At 59.4% G+C, this 26,340-nt stretch carries 19 protein-coding genes and 3 pseudogenes; 12 read left to right on the plus strand and 10 right to left on the minus strand.

The window, feature by feature from the left end; translation table 11 throughout:
* Positions 1–370: 370 nt before the first annotated feature.
* Positions 371–865 (minus strand): MDR/zinc-dependent alcohol dehydrogenase-like family protein, encoded by a 495-nt coding sequence (locus MU558_RS20035; protein WP_246976341.1) that lies wholly within the window; start codon positions 863–865, stop codon positions 371–373.
* A 302-nt stretch (positions 866–1,167) separates the two neighbouring features.
* On the opposite strand from MU558_RS20035, the gene MU558_RS20040 reads away from it, so the two are divergent.
* On the plus strand, positions 1,168–2,469 hold the full coding sequence (locus MU558_RS20040) for a glutamine synthetase family protein (protein WP_246976344.1): 1,302 nt from the start codon (positions 1,168–1,170) through the stop codon (positions 2,467–2,469).
* On the opposite strand, the gene MU558_RS20045 is transcribed toward MU558_RS20040, so the two are convergent.
* Both MU558_RS20045 and MU558_RS20050 read right to left on the minus strand, forming a co-directional pair.
* Complete coding sequence (locus MU558_RS20045) at positions 2,451–2,783, minus strand: aminotransferase class III-fold pyridoxal phosphate-dependent enzyme (RefSeq protein ID WP_246976346.1); 333 nt, start codon at positions 2,781–2,783, stop codon at positions 2,451–2,453. The two genes, MU558_RS20040 and MU558_RS20045, sit on opposite strands and share 19 nt — an antisense overlap.
* Positions 2,784–2,866: 83 nt before the next feature.
* Positions 2,867–4,203, minus strand: a pseudogene (locus MU558_RS20050) (aminotransferase family protein).
* 176 nt (positions 4,204–4,379) lie between these two features.
* On the opposite strand from MU558_RS20050, the gene MU558_RS20055 reads away from it, so the two are divergent.
* The 8 genes from MU558_RS20055 to MU558_RS20090 all read left to right on the plus strand — a co-directional run bounded on the left by MU558_RS20055 (position 4,380) and on the right by MU558_RS20090 (position 13,478).
* Positions 4,380–5,861 (plus strand): CoA-acylating methylmalonate-semialdehyde dehydrogenase, encoded by a 1,482-nt coding sequence (locus tag MU558_RS20055; RefSeq protein ID WP_246976349.1) that lies wholly within the window; start codon positions 4,380–4,382, stop codon positions 5,859–5,861.
* 4 nt (positions 5,862–5,865) lie between these two features.
* The gene (locus tag MU558_RS20060) at positions 5,866–7,173 is read left to right on the plus strand and encodes an aspartate aminotransferase family protein (RefSeq protein WP_246976351.1); all 1,308 of its coding nucleotides are present in this window, start codon (positions 5,866–5,868) and stop codon (positions 7,171–7,173) included.
* Positions 7,174–7,330: 157 nt separating this feature from the next.
* Entirely contained in the window at positions 7,331–8,338 is a 1,008-nt protein-coding gene (locus MU558_RS20065; RefSeq protein WP_246976355.1) for an ABC transporter substrate-binding protein, read from the plus strand.
* A gap of 27 nt (positions 8,339–8,365) precedes the next feature.
* On the plus strand, positions 8,366–9,400 hold the full coding sequence (locus MU558_RS20070; protein ID WP_246976358.1) for an ABC transporter ATP-binding protein: 1,035 nt from the start codon (positions 8,366–8,368) through the stop codon (positions 9,398–9,400).
* Positions 9,397–10,239: an ABC transporter permease gene (locus tag MU558_RS20075; protein WP_246976361.1), complete on the plus strand. Its 843-nt coding sequence runs from the start codon at positions 9,397–9,399 to the stop codon at positions 10,237–10,239. Before MU558_RS20070 ends, MU558_RS20075 begins: the two co-directional genes overlap by 4 nt.
* Positions 10,236–11,015, plus strand: a complete 780-nt coding sequence (locus tag MU558_RS20080; protein WP_246976363.1) for an ABC transporter permease — start codon at positions 10,236–10,238, stop codon at positions 11,013–11,015. Before MU558_RS20075 ends, MU558_RS20080 begins: the two co-directional genes overlap by 4 nt.
* 440 nt (positions 11,016–11,455) lie before the next feature.
* Positions 11,456–12,244, plus strand: coding sequence for an IclR family transcriptional regulator (locus MU558_RS20085; protein ID WP_246976366.1), 789 nt, complete (start codon positions 11,456–11,458; stop codon positions 12,242–12,244).
* A 589-nt stretch (positions 12,245–12,833) separates the two neighbouring features.
* Entirely contained in the window at positions 12,834–13,478 is a 645-nt protein-coding gene (locus MU558_RS20090) for a type 1 glutamine amidotransferase (RefSeq protein ID WP_246976369.1), read from the plus strand.
* A 106-nt stretch (positions 13,479–13,584) separates the two neighbouring features.
* Here the strand turns inward: MU558_RS20090 and MU558_RS20095 are convergent, their stop codons facing one another.
* The 3 genes and pseudogenes from MU558_RS20095 to MU558_RS20105 all read right to left on the minus strand — a co-directional run.
* The gene (locus MU558_RS20095) at positions 13,585–13,836 is read right to left on the minus strand and encodes a glutamine synthetase (protein WP_246976372.1); all 252 of its coding nucleotides are present in this window, start codon (positions 13,834–13,836) and stop codon (positions 13,585–13,587) included.
* Between the two features lie 303 nt (positions 13,837–14,139).
* Positions 14,140–15,390: a Zn-dependent hydrolase gene (locus MU558_RS20100; protein WP_246976375.1), complete on the minus strand. Its 1,251-nt coding sequence runs from the start codon at positions 15,388–15,390 to the stop codon at positions 14,140–14,142.
* Positions 15,391–15,551: 161 nt separating this feature from the next.
* A pseudogene (locus tag MU558_RS20105) lies at positions 15,552–15,766 on the minus strand (IS6 family transposase); the annotation flags it as partial.
* A gap of 67 nt (positions 15,767–15,833) precedes the next feature.
* Here MU558_RS20105 and MU558_RS20110 point away from each other — a divergent pair.
* A pseudogene (locus MU558_RS20110) lies at positions 15,834–16,765 on the plus strand (transposase); the annotation flags it as partial.
* 33 nt (positions 16,766–16,798) lie between these two features.
* Here MU558_RS20110 and MU558_RS20115 read toward each other — a convergent pair.
* Entirely contained in the window at positions 16,799–17,416 is a 618-nt protein-coding gene (locus tag MU558_RS20115; protein ID WP_246976378.1) for an IS6 family transposase, read from the minus strand.
* Positions 17,417–17,549: 133 nt separating this feature from the next.
* On the opposite strand from MU558_RS20115, the gene MU558_RS20120 reads away from it, so the two are divergent.
* On the plus strand, positions 17,550–17,975 hold the full coding sequence (locus MU558_RS20120) for an EamA family transporter (RefSeq protein ID WP_246976381.1): 426 nt from the start codon (positions 17,550–17,552) through the stop codon (positions 17,973–17,975).
* Positions 17,976–18,498: 523 nt separating this feature from the next.
* Here MU558_RS20120 and MU558_RS20125 read toward each other — a convergent pair.
* The gene (locus MU558_RS20125; RefSeq protein ID WP_246976383.1) at positions 18,499–19,473 is read right to left on the minus strand and encodes a DMT family transporter; all 975 of its coding nucleotides are present in this window, start codon (positions 19,471–19,473) and stop codon (positions 18,499–18,501) included.
* Between the two features lie 154 nt (positions 19,474–19,627).
* Here MU558_RS20125 and MU558_RS20130 point away from each other — a divergent pair, with 154 nt between their 5' ends.
* On the plus strand, positions 19,628–20,110 hold the full coding sequence (locus tag MU558_RS20130; RefSeq protein WP_246976386.1) for an Lrp/AsnC family transcriptional regulator: 483 nt from the start codon (positions 19,628–19,630) through the stop codon (positions 20,108–20,110).
* On the opposite strand, the gene MU558_RS20135 is transcribed toward MU558_RS20130, so the two are convergent.
* The gene (locus MU558_RS20135) at positions 20,099–24,496 is read right to left on the minus strand and encodes a hypothetical protein (protein WP_246976389.1); all 4,398 of its coding nucleotides are present in this window, start codon (positions 24,494–24,496) and stop codon (positions 20,099–20,101) included. The genes MU558_RS20130 and MU558_RS20135 overlap by 12 nt on opposite strands.
* Positions 24,493–26,340, minus strand: coding sequence for a vWA domain-containing protein (locus tag MU558_RS20140; RefSeq protein ID WP_246976392.1), 1,848 nt, complete (start codon positions 26,338–26,340; stop codon positions 24,493–24,495). The genes MU558_RS20135 and MU558_RS20140 overlap by 4 nt, the downstream gene beginning before the upstream one ends.

A 26,340-nucleotide genomic window follows, 5' to 3' on the forward strand; every position in this document is an offset into this window, starting at 1 on the left:
TCGCTCCCCTGCTGACCAAGATATGACAACATGTAGCTGTGAACTGGTCCGCCAGTCCTTAAATATTTCTTCAACGTCATGGAATGATGACTCGAAGTTCGAAAGTATACAGGGGACAGACCCTCGTTGATTGACTATTCTGGAGAGTCAGAACAGGCCCTGCGATTTGTTAGGTGCGTATGCGGGCCCTTGCGGGCTAAACCCGTGAATTGCTGATCGCCGGCTTCTCAGTGCAAGGGCAACACCGAGTGTGAAACCGATCCAACCGTCCTCTCGCGTTCAGAAGGACATCTCACAACAGAACATTGACCACACGGGTAGTTCAGCCGAGGATCACCTCGTAGGTGTTCTTCATGTGGGTCCCGGAGATTTATGTTGTCTGAATTATAATTCGACGCTGACGCATCCACACTTGCGGAGCGTAGAAGGGGTAACGCTGGCCGGATATATACTCGGGGTAGATCATTCCGCCCTCGAAGGGGGCACACAGCATGGCGGACACGCCAAGGGTGCCCTGTCCAGCCCGTTCGAAAATAACTTCGGGGTTGTTCGGAGTCTTCAGCAGGCTTCCAACCGCCTTCCCCAGCGGCTTGAGCGTCTTGTTGGAGTACGCACCGACGGTGAGGAGGTCGGGCGACTCCGGTGGCGGAAGTGGATCGACGAGTTCGAAGTCGTCGTCTTCCGCAGCCAGAGTCTCAATACTCACTGTCCCTCCGACGTCGTACTCGGAGTCGACGTACTCGGCCTGTGCGTCCGTCTCTGTGACGACTGCAACCCGGGCGAGCTTGTCGAGGGCGTTCTCGATGGCGGCTTCGCCGACGGCGTCTTCGAGTCCGGTGACCTGTTCGGGCGTCCCGTACCACACGAGGACACCCTGTCCGGGCCAGCGGTTCGTCCATCCTTACATCTCGTCCGGCGTGGCTTATCCTCCCTTACCGAGGACCGCCATCTCGTACCCGATGGAGGCGCCGAAGAACGTGAGACGCCCGCCGTCGTGGATCAGTTAATACGAACGGGAAAATACCGCTTGACTGGCGTGTGAGACGACGTAATCGGCGAGATTGCCATCGTTTTCTCCCGAAACGCTTCCAGAAGGAATAGTAGCGGAAGTAGCTCAGCTAAACATAGACCGAACGTTTAAGAACTGTGCGACCGCATCGCATAGCAATGACATCGGGAGACAAAATGGAGACTGTACTCGAGGATTCGGACATCGAACATTTGCTCGTCCAGTTCCCGGATATCGACGGGGTCTCGCGCTCGAAGCAGATCGACGCCGATTATGCACGCGACAAGTGGAAGGACGGGTTCTCAATGAACATGCTTCTCCTCGCGGTATCGTCGATGACCGACGTCCCCGAAGGAACGGGTTACGGGGAGGAACTTAACTTCGCAGACGGCGTCGTTATTCCTGACCCGGAGACGTTCGAGCCCGTTCCGTGGTGCGAGAACACAGCACGGGTAATCTGTGACTTCGAGTTCCGAGGAGAACCAGCGGGAGCGTACACCCGGGGCGTGCTACAGCGGGTACTCGCCAAAGCTCGTGACGAACTCGGCGCGTCTTTCGGCGTCGGTAACGAACTCGAGTTTCACCTGCTCGAGGAAATCGACGGTGGCTACGAACCAGTCACCGATCACCCACACGAATGTGTGACACACCATACCGAGCGAGTTCGGACGTTCTACGATAAAGTAAAGAACTGGAGCGAGGCGCTAGGTATCCCAGTCCAGAGCATCGAACACGAGTACGGTGCCGGCCAGTTCGAGGTACTGTTCGACCATGCTCCACCACTCGAAGCAGCCGACCGCGCGTTTACGTTTCGTGAAGTGGTGAAAGAAGCCGCCGCTGCGGAGGGATGGAAAGCAACCTTCATGGCCAAACCGATGACCGATTCTTCAGCAAGCGGATACCATCTCCACCTGAGTGCGTTCGACGGGTCGGAGAATCTGTTTGCCGACGATAACCGGCTCTCCCAGACGGGCGAGGCATTCGTTGGCGGGCTCCTCGAACACTCGGATGCGCTCACTGCCCTCGGCTGTCCGACCCTCAACGGGTACAAGCGCTTCACTCCTGGGAGCTTCTCTCCGTTCACCCAATCGTGGGGGTACAACAACCGCACAGCTGCAGTTCGAGTTCCTGAATCCTCGCCGACCCGAGTCGAGAACCGTATCTCCGGAGCTGCTGCCAACCCGTATCTCGTTCTGGCGGGAACGCTCGCTGCCGGCTTGCACGGTGTCCGTGCGGGACTCGATCCGGGTGAACCGGTCAGTGGCGATGCGCAGGGCCAGCGCCCAGCATTGGCGCGTTCCCCCGAGGTCGCGCTTCGATCGCTCGAAGCGGACGACGAGTTGGTCGCAGCGCTGGGCGAAGAGTTTGTCCACGCGTTCACGACGGTGAAACGGCACGAACTCAACCTGTTCAACGACCACGTCTCGGATTGGGAGCAACGCTACCTCGAGGTGCTGTAACACGGGAACATCGCGTACCGTACCCGAATTAGCTCACGATCCTCGCTCAGTCTAGCCCGCGCCGGCGTTCGCTTCGCGGAGGAGACGTACTGAATCCGCTCGAGCTGTTCTTTCATCGCGTCCACGATCGCCTCGTTCCCGTGGCTGGCGTTGACGCAGTAGTGCTGCGAGACGAAGTCGAGATACTCCGTCCCGTCGTCGGCGACGACGCGCGTGCCATCGCCGTCGGGGATCGTCATGCTGGTCTTCGACGGGGCGTACCAGTGAGGGATGTTCGCGGACGGCTCGTTCTGTCCGATAGATTCGTCGGGCATAGTTCGTGTGCAATAGTACCGAGATACGTGATTTCGGGTCGGTTTCGCGCCTGTCGAACGTCGCGAGCGACGACGCTCGCTCGTCAGCGATTCATCGCCGTGTCGGAGACGTCGAGCGCCGTGTCCAGGGCCGCGACGGCCTCGTCGATATCGGACTCGGTGATCGGCAGCGGCGGCGCGATGATGAGCGTGTTGATCATGTTGGCGACGTAGACGCCCTCGTCGGCGGCGGCCGCCGCGACCTCGTCGACGACTGTCGACCCCGTCGAGATCTTGTCCTCACGCTCGCCGAACGGAACGCGCTCGTCTGGGTCCTTCGTCAGCTCGATGCTCCGGAAGAGGCCGATGCCCCGTGTATCGCCGACGCTCGGATGGGCCTCGGCAAGTTCCTCGAGGCGGTCACCGAGGTAGTCGCCGACCTCGCTGGCGTGTTCGATGAGGTCCTCCTCCTGATAGGTCTCGACGGCGGCGAGACCGGCCGCGCAGGCGACAGGGTGGCCGGCGTAGGTGTGGCCGTGACAGAACATCTCGTCCTCGAAGTGATTGGCGATCTCGGGAGTAACGATCGTCGCCCCGAGCGGCGCGTAGGCCCCCGAGAGTCCCTTCGTCATTGTCATGATGTCGGGGTGACGTCGAAGACGTCGCAACCGAACCACTCGCCGGTGCGACCGAAGCCAGCCATCACCTCGTCACAGATCAGCAAGGCGCCGTGGTCGTGAGCGATCTCCTTCAGTCGCGGCAGGTACTCGTCCGGCGGAACCAGAATGCCGTTAGAGCCGACGATTGGCTCGACGAGGACCGCTGCAACCGTATCTCCTTCGAGCATCAGCATCTCGTCGATGTACTTCAGACTCTCCATCGGGGTGAGCGTCGAGCCGTACGCGTACGGATCGGGTGCCTTAATCGCGCCCGGAATGCCGGGTTCGGCCTTCAGTCGACTGGGATCGCCGGTGACGCTAATCGAGCCGGCCGTCGCGCCGTGGTAGGACCGATATCGGGAGAAGATCTTCTGCTTGCCCGTGTACATGCGTGCGATCTTGATCGCGGCCTCGACGGCCTCGGTGCCGCTGGTAGAAAAGAACGTCTTCGAGAGGTTCCCCGGTGTCACTTCGGCGAGCTTCTCGCCGAGACGAGCACGCGCTTCTGTCGCGAAGCCGGGTGCGAAGTACGCTCCCTCGCGGGCCTGCTCGGCGATCGCGTCGACGACGCCATTGGCCGAGTGGCCGAGGTTCGAGCACATGAGCTGCCCGGAGAGGTCGATGTACTCGTTCCCGTTCGCGTCGGTGAACCGGATGCCCTCTTCGCCCACGACTTCAGTGGGATCGACCTCTTTCTGGAACGACCACGTCCCGAAGACGTACTCCTTGTCGAGTCGCTCTACCTCGGTCCGCTCGTCGGACAATGGTGTTTCGTCTGCCATCCTTTTGCAGGCCTATGGGACACCGAGTAATTAATTTCTCCACCCAGATATAATTTATTATAAGAATACTGAATAGAACATGGATATTAGGAGTGGATTGAAATAGGTCGACTATTGATCGAACAATTTCCTGATGCATCAAAGATTTTATTTCCCCGCTCGCAGTAGCCGACCCCATGGCCGAACTAGAAGCGATCGGTCAGAACAGAACAGTTCGAAACTACGTCGACGGTGAGTGGCGAGACGCCTCGGGCGACGAGGAATTGACGAGCGTGAACCCGGCGACGGGCGAGGAACTGGCGACCGTTCCGTTCAGTTCTATCGACGACATCGACGAGATCGTGCGACGCGGCAACGAGGCGTTCGAGGAGTGGTCCGCTCGCCCAGTCGAAGAGCGGATCCAGCCCATGTTCCACCTGAAGACGCTCCTTGAGGACCACCAGGACGAACTCGCCGAACTGCTCGTCAAGGACCACGGGAAGACTCGCGCGGAGGCCCGCGGCGAACTCCGCCGCGGAATCGAGAACGTGGAGGTCGCCTGCGGCATCCCCTCGATGATGCAGAGCGGCTCCCTGCTGAACGCCGCGCCGGAGATCGACGAGAGCGCGGTTCGAAAGCCGCTCGGCGTGTTCGCCGCTATCACGCCGTTCAATTTCCCCGGGATGATCCCGCTGTGGTTCCTGCCCTACGCCGTCGCGACCGGTAACAGCTTCATCCTCAAGCCCAGCGAGCAGAACCCGCTCGTCGCTCAGCGGCTGTTCGAACTGATCGACGAAGCGGGCTTCCCAGACGGCGTCGTCCAACTCGTCAACGGCGGTCCCAACACCGTCAACGCGCTGCTCGATCACGAGGGCATCGAGGGCGCATCCTTTGTCGGCAGCACCCCCATCGCGAAGCTCGTCTACGAGCGCGCAGCGAAGAACGGCAAGCGCGTTCAGGCTCAGGGTGGCGCGAAGAACCACATCATCGTTACTGAGACTGCCGATCTTAAGTTCGCCGCCGAGAAGACCGTCTCGTCGGCCACGGCCTGCGGCGGGGAACGGTGTCTCGCCAACGACATCGCCCTGGTCGAGGAGTCGGTCTACGCCGAGTTCGCCGAACTGGTCGTCGAGGAGGCCGAATCGCAGGTCGTCGGCTACGGCCTCGACGAGGAGACCGATATTGGGGCACTCATCAGCGAGGACCACGAGCAGACCGTTCGCAACTACATCCAGACAGGCATCGAGGAGGGCGCGGAACTCCTACTCGACGGTCGCGACGTCGTGATCGAAGGATATGAGGATGGCAACTTCCTGGGACCGACGGTCTTCGGCGACGTCACGTCGGACATGGTTATCTCCCAGGAGGAGATCTTCGGACCGGTGCTCGGTCTGTCGCCTGTCGAGGACGTCGACGCGGCGATCGAGCGGATGAATGAAAGTCGGTTCGGGAACGCCGCAAGCCTCTTTACCAGCAGCGGCGCGGATGCGCGGAAGTTCCGTCATGAGGCCGACATCGGCAACCTCGGAGTCAACGTCGGCACCTCCGCGCCGATGGCATTCTTCCACTTCGGCGGCAGGAAGGACTCGTTCTTCGGCGACCTTCACGCCCAGGGCGAAGACATGATTCAGTTCTACACCGACAAGGCCATCTACATTGAGCGGTGGCCGGACGCCTGAGTCGATGACGAACCAGACTGACGACACAGCGATTCCGGACGATCTCCGGGAGGCGTACGAACGGAGGACGCCGCGGTCTCGAGCCCTGGCCGACCGGGCTCGAGCGGTGATGCCGGGCGGTGACACCCGATCCGTTACCTACCACCGGCCGTACCCCTCCTACGTCGATTCCGCGAGCGGCGCGCAACTGACGACTGTCGACGGGGAGACGCTGCTCGACGCCCTCAACAACTACACGCAGAGCGTCCTCGGGCACGCGCCCGAGCCGGTCGTCGAGGCGGTATGCGACCAATTTCGCGCGGGGAACGGAATCGCCGCGCCGACCGAACCAGTAGTCGGACTGGCCGAGCGGCTCGTCGACCGCCTGCCGTCGGCCGATCGGGTCCGCTTCTGTAACTCGGGGACCGAAGCGACGATGAACGCAATCCGCTTGGCGATGGCCCGGACGGGCAACGAGCGGATCTGCAAGATTCGCGGCGGCTATCACGGCACCCACGACATCGTCGAAGTCGGCGTTTCCGGCGACGGTCGAGAGCACGAGGGCATTCCCCGCTCTGTCGAACGTCGGGTCCAGACGGTGACCTATAACGACGTCGAGCAGCTCAAGGCGACGTTCGAGGTCCTCGGAGACGACCTCGCCTGTCTGATCCTCGAACCGATTCTAGGCGTCAGTGGCATGATTCCCGCGAGCGACGAGTTCTTGGAAACCGCACGGGACGTCACCTATGACGCCGATGTCCCGCTAATCTTCGACGAAGTGATGTCGTTTCGGCTCGCCCCCGGCGGCGCGCAGGAGCGTCGCGGCGTCGAACCGGATCTGACGGCGCTCGGCAAGCTCGTCGGCGGCGGTCTTCCGGTCGGCGCGGTCGCCGGTCGCGAGGAACTCATGGAGCAGTTCCATCCCGAAACCGGCTCGGTCGACCACTCGGGGACGTTCAACGCCAACCCCGCGACGATGATCGGTGGCGCGGCAACTCTTGAGGCGTTCGACGGCGACGCCATCGAGGCGCTGAACCGCCACGGCGACCGGTTGCGTACGCGGTTGCAACGAATCGGCGACGACTCGGCGCACGCGATTACGATCACCGGCGAGGGATCGCTGTTCCAGATCCACTTCACGGAGGGTCCGGTTCGGAACCACCACACGTCCGCGGCCGGCGGTCCTCGATCCGAACAGCTCTTCCACGCGATGCGCCGAGAGGGTGTCTTCGTCGCCCCGCGCGGAATGGGGAACCTCTCGACGGCGATGGACGACGACGACCTCGAAGCGATCGCGACCACGTTCGATCGAGCGCTCGCATTGTTAGAGTGATTGATACTGACATCCGTGATAAAGATCACCATATTCTTGTATGAATACTGTAATAAGTTATAATATTCGAACCCTATCACATACATAGGAAACCATGCGAAAAAGATCAGGTAATACCGAACAAGGATTTAATCGGAGAGAGTACCTCGCTGCGTCCGTGACGACGACGATCGGACTAGCCGGGTGTATGGGAGGTAGCGGTGACGATTACATACGGTATCTCGGATGGGGCGGCAATACGCAGGATTCGGCTGCTGAAATCTTCGAGCGCTGGAGCGAAGAATCGGACGTTGAAGTTCGACATGAGTCCGCGGGTGGAGACGCCGAGATGATTTCATATTTCCAACAAAACCGCGGTGATGTCGACCTATGCCTACTGTCCTCATACGGCGTTCATTTGGCACGGCAAGAAGATCTCCTATCGGAGGTTGATTACAGCGAGGTCCCAAACTACGGAGAGAACATGAAGGAAGAATGGCAAGACATGCCGTATATCGAGAATGATGCTTTCTTCCGTGACGCTCTAACCCAAGGTTACTCGATAAACACTAATGAAGTAGATCAAGAGATGGCCTCTTGGCAGGATATCAAAGCCGACGAATTTGATGGTGAGCTTGCTCTACGAGACGCCGCCGCGAGCCGCTTCACGAACGCAGCGCTAGCGATTGGAGAGGACGTGAACGCAATCCCCGACGATGACGAGCTCTTTGACGACGTCGTCGCCGAACTTGAGGCTCAACATGCAAATGCCTTCGGTCTCTGGGGGGCCGGTGCGGAAGCGATGCAGTACCTCCGAGAAGAGAATGCAATGGTTGCCGAAGCATGGGGTGGCCGAACTCGGGCACTTCAGCAAGACGGCTATGAGCACATTGAGTATATCATTCCCGAGGAAGGTGCTGCAACGATCACGGAAGACTTCGTGATCCCTGCGGACAGTGAAAAGAAAGAGACTGTCTACGATTTACTGGACTTCGTCTACCAGCGGGAGAATCTCGTCGATCTCTCCGATATGCTTGGTTATCCAATTCCGGTTGTCGACACCCCTGACGTTATCACAAACCTCCCAGACTACGTCGACGATCCCGATGATCTGGCATGGGTTGATTGGTCGGTTGTCGACCCAGTGCTTGATGACTGGCAAGAGACGTTCGACCAAGTCAAATAAGACAAATACCGATACCGTCATAGATCTATGTTAGAAATCGACGGACTCACCAAGTACTACGACGATCTCCTCGCAGTCGACGACCTCTCGTTTTCGGTCGACGAGGGCGATTTCGCGACGCTCCTCGGTCCAAGCGGATGTGGTAAGAGCACGACGCTCCACACGATCGCCGGACTGATCGAACCGACCGACGGGACTATCCGCCTCCGCGGCGAGGACGTGACCGACCGCCAGCCCGACGAGCGCAACATCGGTATGGTGTTTCAGAGCAGCGCGCTTTTTCCCCACATGACGGTGAAGGAGAACATCGCCTACGGGCTGAAGATGCACGGAATGGACGACGAGATCGACGAGCGCGTCAGCGAGTACCTCGGGCTGGTCGAGATGGCAGGGTACGAGGACCACCTGACGACCGAGCTAAGCGGCGGTCAACAGCGCCGTGTGTCGATCGCTCGCGCTCTCGCGTACGAACCGGATATCCTCCTGCTCGACGAGCCGTTGACGGGTCTCGATCGGGTCCTTCGCGAACAGATCCGGGACGAGATCAAGCAGATTCAGCGCGAAATCAATGTCACAACGCTGTTCGTGACCCATGATCAGGAGGAGGCGCTGTCGCTGTCGGATCAGGTGATCGTCCTCAACGACGGGCGGAAGGAGCAGGAGGGCGATCCGGAGTCGCTGTATGCACGTCCCGCGAATTCGTTCGTGGCGGAGTTCATCGGGAAGTCGTCTCGGTTCACCGGCAGTACCGACGAGCGCGATCCCTCCGTCATCCGGAACGGGACCGCGACGTTCGTCGTCGATCCGGACCGCTCGATCGAACCCGGCGAGGTGACTCTCTACGTCCGACCGGAAGACATCGTTCTGGAACCGGCGGGCCGATACGAGAACGAGTTCGAAGCGACGGTTTCGCACGTCGCGAACGTCGGGAGCCACAGCGAACTCGAACTCGAACTCGAGGACGGGACGCCGGTAGTGGTCGAATCGGATCGGTTCCCTGACCTCTCGGTCGGCGACGACGTGACCATCGGCTTCCACCCACAGGACGTGATCGTCCTATGATCGTGAGAGGCCTCACCGTTCCCGACTGGCTCCGCGAGCGGACGACGCCGGTCCACCTCCTCGCGTTCGGGTTGGGGTGGCTGGTGCTGTTCTTCGTCGTCCCGCTGCTGGTGTTGCTCTGGCAGAGCCTCGGTCTTGGAACGAGCAACCCGCTGGCCGCGTACGAGCGGGCGTTTTCCGAACTCTATCTTCGAGCGATCCTCAGATCGTTCCTCTACGGAATCGTCACGACGGCGATCACGCTCGCGCTGGCGTATTCGTTCTCGTACTTCGTGGTCTTCTGGACGTCCATGGAGCGGCTCTTCCTCGTCCTCGTCGTGCTCCCGCTCTGGATCGCGTATATCATTCGCTACCTCGGAATCCAACTGTTCCTCTCGCCGACCGGCCCGTTCGTCGAACTGTTCGGGTCCGATTTCGGCCTACTGTTCTCGACGCGCGGCGTGATTCTCGGGCTGGTCGTCGCGTTCCTTCCGTTCGCGATCCTACCGATCTACAACTCGATGAGCGCGGTTGACCAGTCCTACGTGCAGGCCTCTCGGATACTCGGGGCCGGACAGTTGCGAACGATCTATTCGGTGATCCTTCCGTTGAGCGTTTCCGGGATCGTCGCCGGCGGGCTCATCGTCTTCATTCTGGCGTCCGGGTCATTCCTCGCACCGGCCGTGCTCGGTAACCCCGACACCTTCATGATCGCGAACATGATCGAACGATCGTACACCGAACTGTACAACATCGAACTGGCCGCAGCGCTGTCGGTCATCTACACGGGTGCGTTGCTCGCACTGATCGCGGCGTTCAACTCCTACGTCAATCTCGGCGAGGTGTTCGAAAAACTATGAAGCTCTACGACACGGCCGAGCGGTTCGCGGCGTGGCTTCTCGCGACAGTCGTGCTTGGACTGCTGCTGATCCCGATCGCCGTGATCGTGCTCACGTCACTGACCCCGTCCAGTTTCCCGACAATTCCGAGCGACGGCATCAGCTTCCAGTGGTACGCCGAAATGCTGTCGAACGACGAACTGATGCGGACGCTCACGACGAGTTTCATCGTGGCGACCGTCGCCGCAATTCTTGCCGGCATCATCGGGACCACGACGGCGTTCGGCTTCGTCCGTAGCGACATTCCCTACCAGGAAGAACTCGCGACGTTCATGCTGCTCCCGTTGATGATCTCGCCAGTCATTACGGGGCTCGCGCTGATTCAGTTCGCCACACGATTCGAACTCTCGAACGGGTATCTGACGCTCATACTCGGACACACCATCCTGACGCTCCCGTACGTCTTCCTGATCGTCCGTTCCCGGCTAGTCACCTTCGACGAGGATCTGGAGGCCGCCTCGCGCGTTCTCGGTGCGAACGGTCTCGAGACGGTGTTCAACATAACTCTACCGATTATTTCGCCGACCGTTGTTTCTGCGATGGTGATTGCTTTCGTTGTATCGTTCGGAGAATTCACAGCAACGCAGTTTCTAATCTCCCCTGACACGACCACGGTCCCCGTTATTATCTATACGATGCTCCGAGCAGGCTTGAGTCCTGAAATCAGCGCTCTCTCGACAGTTCTTATCACAATTATGGTGATTGGTGCTGTCGTTAGTGGTGCGTTCTCTCGGTAATCAGTTCATCTTCAACTCGAAGAATCGTTTCCATTCCTAAACGGATATACTGTACTGATATTCTACCCTTCGGTTCTTTCGTCGAATGAGATATATTTGTAAATAGAATCGATCATTCCATGATCGGATACCAACGATACTGCGTAAACGACAGCAGTCTAAATGACCTATTGATACTTTAGTTGCTTCAAATGTTCCATGCAGTTCAAAATTCTCTGGAATGGTGCCAAACCGGTCATAAGCAAACGATTTAACGTAGGCATCAAAGGCGGTGGTTCCCCGTTTCGCCTGGGAGAAGTACAGCGCCTCCGTCTCGTCCGCTCTCTAAATCGATGTGATCGACTGGGTCTGGTTCACTCACACCGATGAATTCCCTCTGTTCGGCAGAATCGTTTCACATATGGCGAAAATTTAATGACAAACCATGGAGACTCATTGATATGACCGAAGACAACGCGTCGCGGTTGGTTCAGTCCACGATGACGTCGTTACAGATACTCGAATTCATCCGAGAGGAACGGGGGGCGAGATTGACGGACATCGCGAAAGAATTCGATATCGGATACAGCACGGCACACAATCATCTGGCGACCCTCTACGAACAGGAGTGGCTCGTCAAGGAGAACGACGTATACAAGATACCATTTCGATTTCTCCATTACGGCCGGTCGGCCCGTCGTAACACACCCTTCTTTCAGATCGTACGGCGCCATGCGAACGAACTTTCGAAGCAGACGAACATGGAAGTAGAGTTCCTCGTCGAGGAGCACGGGCGCATTATCTCTCTCATCGATATCACCGAAAACGCCCCGGGATACAGTAACATCGACGACGACTGGGAAGGAGTCGGGATATTCTATTATATGAACAACACTGCCTCGGGAAAGGCGATGCTCGCGGAGATGTCCGACGAACGGGTCGAAGAGATTCTCGATAAGTGGGGGCTCCCCAAACAGACACCATACTCGGTAACGGACCGTGATACCCTGTATCAGCAGCTGGAAGCGGCTCGAAAAAAGGGATACGCAATGGCCCACCAAGAAGTCCATGAGGGGTTCGAGAACGCCGCCACCGTGGTGAAGTACCCTGATGATACGATATTTGGGGCGATCAGTATCGGATGGCCTTCTTATCTCTTCGATGAGGGGCTTGATCAGAGCCTCATCGACCAGTTGGAAGAGACGAAACGAGATATCGAATCCGAAATCGCCGATGAGGTCGAAGAGTGATCGCAGGACAGATACCATCGGCAAACGCTGCAACGACTCCTTGAAGTAATCTCGCGAACCTGCCGGCTGACGTGGGGCTCCTCGGCTCTGGACGGGGTGTACATTATCTGCTCGGTTCCGGCGGCGTCGACCGTCCCCCGGTACCACTCCTAAACGGCTGTCCAGGGGACCTGGGTTGAGAAATCGGAGTCCCTGGACTGTCCGTCAGAGGAATACTGGTAATCTGGAAACGCTTTCCCGAACCTGGAGACGACTCCCTTGTACTCCTCTTGACCCACTATATCGCAGTAGTGATTGACGTATTTCGGTGCAATGATCTCCTCAGCTACGGCAAGATTATCCCTGTTTTAGATCTCTTCGATTTGCTGCTCGTAGACATCTATTTTACCCCTTACGCACCGTCGTGGTATGGCAGAACCAATAAGCTATTTAGCTAATCACAGGCGGTAAGCTCCCTTCCCCAAAGAGCCGCCGAAGGCGGCGAGTAGGCAGGGGTAGTTCACTAGCAGAATAAATTGTCGTTACGCTCAGTTTGACAATCGGCACGGTGAGTGTATGGATTTATTTCCCCCTCACGCTATGTTTTTGTATGATACTTGTACTCGATAACGAGATCAAGCCCGATTATCGCATCCTCGGACCAGAGATTGCTCGACATCTCCCGGACGCAGAGTACTACGTTATCGTCGACGACCCTGACCACCCGCCCGTCGATCAGTTCGACGGGGTCGTGCTCAGCGGGAGCACCGACAGTGTCTACGACGATCACGACGAGTGGTTCGATGTCGAACTCGAGCTAATCGACCAGTGTCTCGACGAGGAGATCCCGCTACTGGGAGTCTGCTATGGTCACCAGATCGTAAACTATGCACTCGGAGGACGGATCGAAGAGGATCGCCGACGGGCGACCTTCGTGGAGATGATCGAATACGACCAGTCGGACGAGGGCGTTCTCGATGGTGTCGATCCAGTCGTTCCGGTGCTGCACGGTGATCTCGTGACCGAACTCGGAGAGGGGATGCGATCGGTTGCACGCACCAGATACGACGACAACTTCTGCAGTCGCCACCGTGACGCGCCAGTCTGGACCGTCCAGTTTCACCCCGAGTTCACCGAGGGGATCAGTGACGGTGTGAGCGACTGGAACCCCGGTGACCACTCGTTCGACGAAGTGAATACGCCTCGTGTATTTGATAACTTCGCACGACACTGCGACATCGTCGAAAACGAATAGCCACCGGCCGCGACCTGGTTTCCGATTGCCATTTCGCATGCTGTTGTGGCTGCACCACGACCGAGCGCGGCGGAACGAAATATCCGATATCGTTCCGTACCCGCGATTACAGCACCTCGAAGTAGCGATGTTTCCACTCCGTGGTCTCAGCGTTGAACAGGTCGAGTTCGTGGTGCTTCACTATCGTGAACGCGTGGACGAACTCATCGCCCAACACCTCGACGAGGACATCAAGTTTCCCACAGACGCTGTGGACTCGGCCACGAACATCTCGTGAGAACGAGGAAGGGATTAGCGCCGAATCTCGTGACACGTTCTCGATGTATGTCGGCGGCGTCTCCGAAGTTCTGATTGCCATCCTTAAGGAACGAGACGAGTACCTCGACTACTCACCGCCGCCGCTGTTGGAACGGTTGATCGAAGACACTCAGAAGAGTGACCAGAACGACCGATCCCCAATAGACGCTCACGACTGCGACAGACCGGGGGCTGAGACGAAGCCAATGGAGTCCGCCTCATACGAAACGGCAGTTTTGTGCCGAATTTCACTATCAGTTGTACCTCTTAATTATTTATAATAATATATTAATCTTGTTATGTAAATGGAAACGTGGCTTGAAGAAACGACCGGTGGCCACGTCCCGTTGATCCTGATCCACTGTCAATTCTCGCCCACAGTCTCGACGCCGGTAAGGTCAAGCGCAGCGTTCGCCAACGTGTTAGCAGCCTTGTAACAGTCATCCCAGCTTGTGTATTCCTCGGGCGTGTGGCTCTTCCCGTCTTCGCTTACGGCGAACACCATTGCTGCATCGCAAACTACGGCTGCATACGTGGCGTCGTGGCCGGCCCCGCTGACGAGTTCCCTACCGTCGTATCCTAAGTCGGAGACCACAGCCCGGACGGCTTCGATACAGCGGTCGGCAAACGAAACGCTCTCCGTTTCCATCCGCTTTTCGTACTCCCACTCTACCCCTTCTCTCGCGGCGGCCGCCACTATCTCCTCCTTCACACATTCGACGGCTTCATCGGCGACGGCATCGTCCGGATCGCGAACGTCGAAGGTGAAGCGTACCTCTTCTGGAACGATATTGATTGATCCAGGTTCGACCTCGAGGACACCGACGGTCCCGACAGTTCGCTCGCCAAGCGTACCCGGGAGACGACGGACCTGTGTGACCACGTCACTTGTAGCGACTAACGCGTCACTCCGGTAGTGCATCGGCGTTGTTCCCGAGTGGTTGGCCTGGCCGAAGAAGGTGACCTCGCCCCACCGGAGCGCCGCAATACCCGTCACGATCCCGACGTCGTAGTCACCCTCGTCGAGATACGGACCTTGCTCGATGTGTAATTCCAGGTATGAATCGTAGTCGTACTGGGGTTCGGCGGGGACGTCCCCGCAGTAGCCGATTCGTTCCAGTTCGTCGATAAATCGGTGACCGTCAACGTCCATCGTCTCATAGGCATCTTCGAGAGAGATTTCGCCCGCCCAGACGCCGCTCGACATCATCGCGGGCTGGAATCGGGATCCTTCCTCGTTTGTCCAGTTCACGACCTCGACAGACCGTTCTGTCTCGATACCCTCGTCCTCAAGCGTTCGCACGAACTCCAGGGCTGCAACGATCCCAAGCGGACCGTCGTAGATCCCTCCCTGCGGTTGTGAGTCGAGGTGGGATCCTAGCAAGACCGTTCCTGCGTCGGGGTCGATTCCCGGACGTCGACCGAACATGTTGCCCATTTCGTCGACGCGGATGTCAAGCCCAACTGCCTCCATTTGGTCGCGGAACCAGTCCCTGGCTTCGCGGTCGGCGTCGGTCAGCGTCAATCGATTGAGCCCGCGACCGTCGATGGCTCCGATCTCCGCCTGTTTTTTCATCGTTTCCACGAACCGATCTCTGTCGATTGTGATTCGCACATTCGTGAGTCGGTCGTTCGTTTGAAAACTATTTGCCTGTATATTCGAGTGGTGGTGAGTTAGAATTTAAACAGTGCTCGAGAGATTTCGACGAAAGAGACAACTATCAGTCCTCGCAATTCTCGGACCCACCGGGATGCCGAGGAATGGAGGGATGTCGTTGCAGCGGCGTACAGCCGGAACTGCTGGGTGTTGATTCGGATCACCGTCTCGTCGAGCGCGACGTGACCGGATTCGTATCGCTGGCGAGCTGTAGATCGGCCTTCTGCACCCAGTTGTGAACGGTTTTCCGCGACCGTTTGACATCGAACTCCTGAATCTCAGATACTATATTTTAAATTGATAATATCGCCAGATGAAGGCGAATACCGAGTTGTCACTGTCTAGTTTCTTGACTTCGCACGTTTATTTTCGCTCGACGCCTATCTCCTGTAGATGGCAAGATGCTCCCGATCACGTCGTTTCTCTCCTGCACAGATCCAATCGATGAGTTATTTTCGTATCATCAGAAACACCACGCAAAGACGTACGTCACCGGTCTTGTTGCTGGCCGTAACAAGACCGTAAATGGCATCGCTACACACGTCTTACCGGCGAAAAGTGAACGGGCGCTCAACAAGCTCCTCACTGAATACGACTGGGATGAGTGCCGCCTCAACAGGGAACGGCTGGGTTTCAGACTCTACGAGAAACACAGCAAAACTCGCGTCCAGCTAGCGAAAGAACTCGTCGATGAGTGCATCGAGATAGGTGCCCCGGCGGATACCTGTCTCTTCGATATCCCGTTCCCGTACTGGTCGAGCGAATTCATTGAGCATCTCGAAGGATACAACAAAGAGTGAGTGTCTGCGATCAAAAGCGACCGAAACGTCGTTTATGCAGGTGACCGGATGCGTGTCGATGGCGAGACCTACCACATCTGGACGAAGAAGCTGCAGGTACCGAAACTTGGGAAGGTGAAAGTACTGATTACGGAGAAAGAATCGAGCAACGAAGACGGTGAGAAGAGTATCAAGTATCTTGTGAGTAACAAGCTCGACGCGCCAGCGAGCCATCTCATCGCGCTGTACGCGATGCGATGGCGGATCGAGACGTTCTTCAGAGACACGAAGCAGGACCTCGGTTTGGGAGACTGCGAGCTGCGAAGCCTCGCAGGGCCAGTCGCCACTGGCACCTGCTGATGCTCGCCTACAGTTTGCTGAAGTTCGGTGTTGCACAAAGCGCTCTAGGAACGGTGATCTCACGAGCCACGTCACTTCGAGCTGATCTCAAGCTCTTGTTCCGTGAAGCCGTTCAAAACCTCCTTTCATGGGCTCTTTCCAGCCCAAGCCGAAGCATCGACGATCTCATGCACGAAGTCGAAGGCCTCTTAATATTGGTGCGAAGTCAAGTAGTTAGTCGCATTATGCTAGACGGCGAAGGCCTGGAGCCACGATTCAGCCGTTCCTGGATCGGCGTGACTGAAACAGTTTGGGAACGAAGAAGTACGTCGTTTTACCTCTCGAAAGACACGTTCGACCACGTTCCGATTTCCGTGTTTCTCGTATCGAAATCGGAGCCCGCGTCGGCGGAGTGCTGTCTGGAGATGAGTTGCGCCATCGACGAGAAACACAGCGTCCTTGACGTCATGTTTCTCGCTCAGTTCACGTAAGAAAATCTCTGTAAGGACGGTCGTCGTTGTCGAAAACAGCCGTATATGCAGCAGTTCGTTCGATTTAGGATCGACGGCGGCGTACAGCCAGTGCTGTTGGTAGTCGATCCGAATCACCATCTCGTCGAACGCAACGTGATTCGGCGACGCACTGTCGGCGAGCTGTAGATTGCACTTGCGAACCCAATTGTGAACAGCTTTCCGCGACCGATTAACACCAAACCTCTTCAATTCTCGAACTGTATTCGAAAGCGATAGTTCGGACAGATGCAGCCGAATACCTAATTCCATCAGCTGACGCGGTGTCCGCTCGCGCTCCACAAAATCCAAATCAATCCAGTCGCTACTACCATTGAGGCATGCGATTTCTGCCATGAACCAGCTGAAAATCAGCACGCCTCACTTTTCACGCGTAACTAAACACCGCCATTCTTGAACAGGGGCCATTTAAGAATCACAGATAATAAAGGGAGAGGTGTTTTTCAGTGGCGATGTAGATCGTACACTGATGGGTTTCCCCGAGATAGATTCGGCTGTTTTCTTTGGTTCGATTACAATGGTAACGTGGGGAATCTGGGTAGTCTTGGGCAACGCTGCGTCGGAGTCCATCGACCCGAGGACGGCCGCCGCGATCTCCTATCTTGTTGCGGGACCTCTTGCACTCGGATTCATCCTCGTTTCAGACGCCTCGCTCGCCATTACTGCGAGGGGAGGACTGCTCGCTGGCACGGCCGGATTGTTCACCGGAATCGGCCTTATTTCGATGTACGTCGGCCTCTCCGGAGGGTCAACAACAATCGTCTCTACTCTCGGTGCGATGTACTTCGTCGTTGCGGCCATCATCGGTATGGTCGTCCTCGGAGACGAAGTTACGATAACGAGACTTGCCGGGATAGCGTTCGCAGTTATTGGGGTCGTCTTGGTTACCCGATAGACCAGTCCTACACAATTGTTGGACATGAGATAGTACTCCCGAAAAAAAAACGAGTCGAGGCGCACCTTCCACTCGGATGAATAAACGAGTGGCCCCTCAAAACGTTGTTCTTGGTAGTTGTCAGATGGATTCGTACGCCGTTCTTGATAGATGTTGAGTAGATCCCACGCAGCGTTCCATCGTTTGCCTGTACTGATCGATCATTACTCTTCGCAGATCGGATCTCAGCCAATGCCTCATTCGCGCGCTGTATCCATCACCGCATATCTGTCAGTCTCTGAAGAACACTGAAGCAAAACTATGGATTGTTTTGCTACTCCCTATCAGATCGTACCGGCCGTCGTGCTCGATCGAGTTTGGTGCCTCGATCATCTGGCCGACATCCCCGGGCTAGTTGCTACCGGGCAGTTATTTGATCTGCTCTCATCCGTGTTTGCGCTCGTGGCTGTCGTGGATCTTGTGTTCGACCGCGGTCCCACTGGAGAGTGTGATTTCGAGTTCGCCGCTGTCCCACTTTCTGACATCAATTACTACGGTTTCGATGTGTGGAATTCGTGGTTGAATCTGCCGTTCGGAGTCTGGCAATCGCTCGGCGCATCGTGTTTCGACTAACGAGTGTGAATCCTGCAGCAACGGCAAGAAATCCGACAATTGTTGTCATATAAATTGCCTTGTTTAGAAATAAAACCGACACGAGTGTCGCGGCAACCGGTTCTAAATACGCTACGAGTGTTGTTTCTGTCGCTCCAACCTGCTGTACCAGCCGGAAGTACAAGAGGTAACCACCAGCGCCAGCGACGAGGGTAATATATAGCAACGAGGCGAGTGCCACCGGAGTGAGAGACTGGACGGTCGGAAGCGATTCACCGCGAAGAATTCCTCCGCAGAACAATAGTGCCGCCCCGAGAAGCATCGCCCATCCTTGGAGCGTTTCCGCCGGTAGTTCGTCATCGAACAACTGGAGCGTGACTGAGCCAACTGCAAATAGTGTTGTTCCCAAGAAGACCAATCCAACGCCGAGTGCCGTCGACGACAGAGACATGGTACCAGTCGATGGTTGTGCGAGAACCAGGACACCACTCAGACCGAGACAGAACCCGATAACGTCGAGCAAGCCTCGAGATTCACCGAGAATGGGGACAGCGACGAGGGCTGCTACGACTGGCGACATTGTGGTGACGACAGACGCAACCGCACCCGAGACGTGCTGTGTACCTAGGTATAAGCCTGCCTGATAACCACCAAACATGAATCCGCCCACGATACCGATACTCATGAGTTCACGGTTTGTCTGCGGCAGCAGTCGGTTAGTCGCTATGTGTGCATATCCGAGGACGATACAGCCGGAGACAGCGTAGCGGATACCCGCCGCACCAAGTGGGGGGAGCTGTGCTACTACAATATCGATGGCGGGGAAGCCTGCACCCCAGAGAAAACCCAATCCGATGAGGGCAAGCCCCGCCGGGATATGAAACCGGTTCTGGATTGTCGTTCCCATGTTGTGTTAGCTAGTAGATTCAGAATTGGCAATAATGAGACGAATACGGCAGTCCTCCGCTCGAGTTTCGGTCTATCTGGAGGAACTTCGATATTGAGCCGGCGAGCTCAGTAAAAGTTGAAGTCACTACGAATTCTGTGGGTATGCATACGCTATGGATGAGAAGGACATTCAGATCCTGAAGTCACTTGAAGACCTAGAGACGACGAGTACCGAAGCGGTGAGTGAAGCGACAGGAATCCCGCTATCGACGATTCACTACCGCCTCAACAATCTCCGAGACGCTGGCATCATTACGAATGATCGATTGGATCTCGACCTCGACGAATTTGGCTTAGGAGTGACAGTTCTTGTCCAGATATTCACAAAAAATGATCAATCCCATGCTGAGAGTGGCCGGGTGATCGCCGATATTGAAGGAGTTACAAAGGTCTTCTTCACAATGGGAAGCACGGACTTCATTGCATTAGCTCGGCTACCGGGTAGTGATAGCGTTGAACGACTCATTTCTGAGTTCGAAGACCTCGACCAAGTCGATCGAACGAACTCTACGTTCGTGATCGAGCGAGAACTCGACAGTCATTACCCTCTCCAGCAGTACAGCGAAGAAACCCTTATGAATGACTTAATTGAGTGATCGGTCCCGTCCGTCGGTTCCCGCAGTCGCCAGACACTCTTCGGCGTAAGCCCGAACGTTGGGATCGACGTCGTCCAACCGGTCTTCGACGGCGTCGACGACCGTCTCGATCGCGGCCGGATCGACTGTTGCGATCGCTGTCAGCCCCTGGAGTGCTCGCTTGCGGACTGCGACGGCCTCGTGACCGACGAGGTCGGCCAGTACCCCGACCGCGGCCGGACGTGCACGGAGGTGGCGCCGACCGAGGTCCGCGACGATCGGCTCGATTCCATACCCGTCGGCGGCGCGATCACACCACGAGCGAAGCAGTCGCACGAGCGAGGGCGGCGTCAGTTTTGCCCGGCTACAGGCCGCTACGAGGATATTGCGGACAGCGGTCCAGACCTGCTCGTGGTCGGCAGTGACCGCCGGCAGGAGATGGGTTATCACCTCGTCGGGCGGGATGAGCTCGCTGTCGGCAAGCGAACCGAGGGTCTCGACCGCTCGAGACCGGGTCGTCCAGTTAGGTGCCTCGATCGAGTCGAGTACCGTGTCAACAGCTCGACGTCGGACCGGTGGTTCGTCTACAACCGGTAGGAGCGCCACGAACGCGTCGAGTCGGGCCTGCCGACGCCAGCGCTCGGCGAGCTCGAGCCTCGCCAGTTCACGTACCGTGGCCGCAACGAACTCCCGGGGATAGTGGTCGCGGAGTCGATCCCGGACCGCCGTGACGGCGTCGTCGGAGCCGGTCACGAGGAATCGTGCGGTCACCGTCGGATCGAGTGCAGGCGCGTCGGTCGTCGACGGGAACGAGTCGACCGCCGTCGCGTAACAGTCCAGCCCCGCGAGGCCGGCGACCCTCGCGGCAGAGCCGCGGAGTGCTCTGTGCGACAGGTTCACCGTCCCCGACTCCTGGGTGCTGGACTCGGTGCCGTAGCTACTGCCGTCGACGTCGAGTATGGACGCGATCGGCTCCGCGAACGGACCGGCAACGTTTGATCCGCTCTCCGCCACCAGCACGGCGAGCGTCCGATAGACGGCGTCTTCGGCGTGGATGACGGCGACCCTCTCGGACTCGAGAGCGGCGGCGGTGGATTCGAGGGCCTGCCAGACAGCCTCCGGCCTGACCCGGGCGGACCGCACCAGGAGGTGACCGATCGCGTGCGCCTCGTCGACGTTGCTAGTCGCTTCCAGTCTGTCGACGAGCCAGTTCAGGATCGAGGGCTGAGTCGCCACCCGGTCGATCGGTGCGTACCCGAGCAACTCGAAGACGGCCTGCCCGCTTGTCCCGACGAGTTCGTCTGCCGGGAGCAGGTCCAGTGCGAGCTCCGCGTACGCCGGGTCGGCACTCGCGAGGTTCCGCAGGATAGAGAGCAGCCCGTCCTGGAGCGAGGGTCGCATCGCCGAGACGGTGGTCCCGTCTAGCTCCGCCGCGACCCGGTCAGGAGCAGTCCGCGCAAGCAGCGAAAGTGCGTACGTCGCGGTTTGAGCGACCGGAAACCGGTCGGTAAGCAGGTCGATCAGCCGGGGAACCACCCGATCGGACGTGGCCAGCGATCTCGAGTATCGCCTGGTCGCGAATGCGGCCCACTCTCTGACGATAGCGTCGTCGTCTCGAAGTCGGTCGACGATCGCTACCTCGAGGTCACCGGAGAGCCCGTCCGCCGCGAGGGTCGGTGCCAGAGCGGTCGCGACCGTGATCGCCTGGCGGCGAAGCCGCGGTGATTTGGAGTCGAGATACGCCACCAGTACGTCCGCCAGCGACGCCGACGGAGATACCGGCTGGTCGGCGAGGCTCGCTAGCGCGTCGACGGTCTCGTCGTGCCGCGTGCCTGGATCGAGTGCCGTCACCCGGAGCAGGAGGTGGAGGACGACGCGCTCGCGGTGTTCGGGATTCGACGTGGCGACGGCGACGAGTCGGCGTCGCGCCGCCCGCTCGCGATCGACTGTCGTCGACGCGAGGTCGGCCGCCAGGTCGTCGATCGCTTCTGGATCGGTCACCGCTTCCGGATCGGGGAGGGGTGACGGATCGGACAGACCGCCGGCGGCAGCGGCGTCTCTAACCGTCGGATCCGGGTGTGATGCGACGACGCCCTCCTGATCGTCGAACCCGAAGCTGCTCGATCGCGCCAGCGAGATCCACTTTACGACGGCGTTCGACTCGCTGTACATCATAATCTCGTCGGGAGATCCGATGGTCGACGACAGCGCGTGTGGGTGCTGATCGCCGAATTCGGCGAGCAGGTCGATGGCCGACCGGTCGACCGCGTGGCCGCCGATCTTCGTGACGATCCGATCCAGGGCCACGACCGACTTCGCCGCGCAATCGAGGTGTGTCGCTGCCGGCACGTAGTAGGGCTTCCCGCTAGTCGGATGGTTGTGGGGAAGGATTCCCGCCATCGCGAGGGCCAGTTCTCGATCCTCGGCGAGCAGCGGTTCGTCCGCTGTGCCCGACCACGACCCAGACCGGAACGCCTGGATCGTCCGTCGGCGGGCCAGCGTAGCCGTCTCCTGGTCGGTATCGGCCCGCAGGAGACACGTCGCGACAGCCCCCTGGAACTGCCACGATCCCTCCGCCGATTCGAGTGCCGTCCGGAGCCGACCACATTCCGACGGCGTCAGCGCCAGTTCGTCCGCCGCGATCGCCGCCGAGAGGATGGCCGCAGCCGCCCGTCCGCCCTCGCCACCTTTCGCAACGAGGTCGAACAGCTCCGTCCGGAGCTCGGCGGCTGCGTGCGGGCGGCGCGTCCCGATCGATTCGAGGGTTTCGGCCGGACCGACGGTCGAACCGTCGTCCTCGGCCGTCACCTGCCGGCAGCACAGTCGGAGCACCGATACCGCCTCCAGGGGTGCCTGCTCCGTCGCCGCGACCACGGCGTCGGCCGCAACGTCCCGGGCAGTCTCGTGCTCACTCTCGAGGTAGTCCTCGACGACCGGCGGGACTCGACGATCGAACGCCTCGTTCGTTCCGGCGATGAACCGCAGACCCAGTAGTCCGACCTTCCGTTCGTTCGAGGAGGAACTCGTCGCCGCCATCTCGAGTCGCGAGCAGACGCGATCGGCGTCGGCTGCCGTCTCCGCACTGATCCGGGCGATCAACAGCGCTATCGTCCGGTTCGTGCTGGACCGCAGGTCTCCTTCGATTTCCAGCAGCCACGAGAGGTAGTCGCGTTCGAGGCCGACCTCGTCGACGGCCTCGGCCAGCCGCGCGATCGCCGGATCGTCGATCCTCGACGGCTGCACTCGCCGGTTGAGGAGGGCCCAGCAGGCGAGCGCGAGGGCGTGGCGTGCGGCCGCTCGAGACCCGAACCCGTCGCGAATTGCGACCCAGCAGAGCGCTCGAGCGGCCACGACACGGCATCTAGTGTCCGCTGCGAGCGCCCGACGGAGTGGATCGATCGCCCACGGACACGGCTCTCCTGCTTCGATCGCTGCTCTCACCGCGTGGATAGCCTCCGTCGAGACCGAATTCGCGTCGTCGATCGCGTCCCGTAGCTCCGTTTGGAACCGGCCGACGAGCGACGGATCGGCGGCACAGAGCCGGCGGATCGCACTGACAGCCGCGACCCGGACGTCGTCGTCGGGATCGGCTGCGAGCGCGGCGAGGTCGTCGTAGTGGTCGGCGACCGCCTCCAGTGCCGCGACGCCGTACCACCCGTCGTCGTTCCGTTCGAGTCCACCGATCCGGCCGATCGCTTCCGCGAACGCCGTGCGGACGTCCGGGTCGTGGTGATCACTGAGCGTGGCGAATTCCGCCGTAACGGGGACGAGGTCCGGGAGTGCGATTCCGACGTAACCCAGTTCGATGCAGGCAGTCGCGATCGGCTGCGGGGAGTCGGCATCGAGCGTCCAGATCCGTCCGGCGACGACCGACCGAACGACCGCCGGTTCGGTCCGGCCGATGCGGGCGAGCGAACAGGTCGCGTGCCACCGGACGCTGCTGTCGTCGGCTCCGATCGCACCGACGAGCGTGGGGAGCAGCCCCTTCACGACGCCGGGAGCGATCGATCCGACGTCGCCGACGACTCCACAGGTGAAGTAGACGTTCGTTTCGGCGGGGACGTCGCCACCGCCAAGAACTTGCCGGAAGTGTTCCAGCAGCGGCGTGATCGCCGTTGGATCGTCGCGATAGAGCGACCGCAGGTCGTCGCCCTGCGATACGAGCACGCGCTTCCCTGCCGCGGCTGCCGTCGCGATCCGGTCTACGATCTCGACCGCCTCGAGGTCGGTCTCCTCGTAGAATTCGGTGAGTCCGTGGAGTGCGTTCGTCCGTACGACCGCGTCCCTCGCCTCGAGCGCGTCCAGGAGTTTCGCCGTTGCCTCGTCGTCGTCGATGCGGCCTGCCGCCCATCGACTGGTGACGGCGCGGACGTCCGCGGCCGACAACCGGTCGTCGGCCCCGTTCATGCTCCCCTCCGGAACAGGCGGCGTGCGAGATGCCCGAGCACAACGTCCAGTTCCGCCGGCGCGGCGTAGACGACCCGATCGAAGTACTGCTCGTGATCGTCGGGTCCATCGCCCACGTAGACGCCGAAGACCGGGCAGCCACAGCGATCCAGCTGCGCCTTGTACTGTTCGACGTCGTTGGCTTCGCCGTCGGTCACGACGATGACGAACGACACCGCCCCGTCTCCCCGACCGACGCGGCGCCGTGCGACGGCCAGTGCGTCCGAGAGCGGCGTCGAGCCACTGGACCGTCCCGTAACGAGCCGGTCGATCTGCGTCTCCGGATCGACGTCGAACGGCAACTCGAGGCCGACGCGGTGCTCGTACAGCGAGAGGACCGACACGTCGACGCCGAGTGCGTACAGGGCGTACGCGAGTTGCGCCGTGGCACCCTCGGCAGCCGTGATCCGATCCGACATCGAGGTCGATCGATCGAGGATCACCTGACACGAGTAGTCCTTCTCTCGGCCGGGTCGAGTGCGCGTGAACACGCGCTCGGAGCCCCGAACGGCAGCGACGAGGTTCCGCGAGTCGACCGTCCCACGTCGAGCGCCCGAGTACTGTCTGGGTCGTCGCTCCTGCCGGAGCTGAGCGTCCAGGTCCGTCAGGAGCCGCCTCGCCGACTGTTTGACGGTCGTCCATCGGTCGGTGTCCCCACCTTCCTCCGCCGGCGGGACGACCAGCACCTCGTCGACCGCGGTCTCCTCATCGCTGACGATCCCGACGAGGCGCTCGACGGTTCGGCGAAACGCGGACGTCGCCTCGCCGCCGGCGTCTCCCCACCGACGAGCGGCTCGCCGCAACGCGTTTGCACTCGGTTCGTCCTTCCACGACTCCGCGTCGGATTCGTCGGTTCCGGTGCCTCCGGCGGGGGATCGCCCGCCGTGGCCACCTCTCCTGGCGTCGCTGCTCAATGCATCCGCGCTGTCCGGCGACCACCCGGACACCGCGCGGACATCAGCGGGCCGGACGTCCGGTGTCTGGAGCCGCTGGCGCTGCAACGGGGGCAGCACTTCGAGTTCCGAGCGGACGAGTTCGAAGAACTCGAACGCACGATCGACTCGCGCTTTTGGATCGGGTTCCGAGAGCATGTCCTCGACGTACGCCCGCAGATGTGGTTCGATGGATTCGACGATGTCGTGGCGTCCTCCCTTGACGACTCGTCCCGGTTCCGAGGGATCGATGATCTCGTCGAACCGATTCGCTGCACCGAACTCGTAGTCGAGAATCCCGAACTGAATCGCCTCGAATACGGTGTACGTACGGACTGGCGTCTCTCCATCGATGAGACCGAACAACTCGACGTAACGTGCGTGTTTCCGATCGATGGTTGCACCCAGTGTCGCGTTCTTGAGAGCGAAGTCGTCCCGCAGACGGAGCTCTGCCGCCATCTGGGACTCGATCGCCACGTCTTCGCCTGCATTGTACACGTGCTTGAACAGGTGGATCCACCGCGGATCGATCGAGTCGAGGTAGTCGTGGAAGGTGTCGAACCCGGAGTAGCGGACGTGTCCCAGTTCGTGAAAGAGGAAGGCGATCTGCATCGCCCTGTCCCAGATCGCAGGCTCGAGGTCGGTGTGGACCTGTTCGTACTTTCGGGTCGGAACCAGTACGACGTAGCCGTCGCCATCGTCGTTCAGCCGACATGCGGCTCCCGACGGCTGGAGACGAACGTCGACGGTCGTCGATCGATCCACACAGAAGTTGACGAGCCGCTGGAGCTCCTCGCGCCGAACCTCGGAGTCACGCTGTCGGCTCCACGACTCGTCGATCAGGTCCGGGTCGGTGTCGGGTCCAACGCGCAT

The sequence above is a fragment of the Natribaculum luteum genome, assembly GCF_023008545.1.
GTDB classification, from domain to species: Archaea; Halobacteriota; Halobacteria; order Halobacteriales; family Natrialbaceae; genus Natribaculum; species Natribaculum luteum.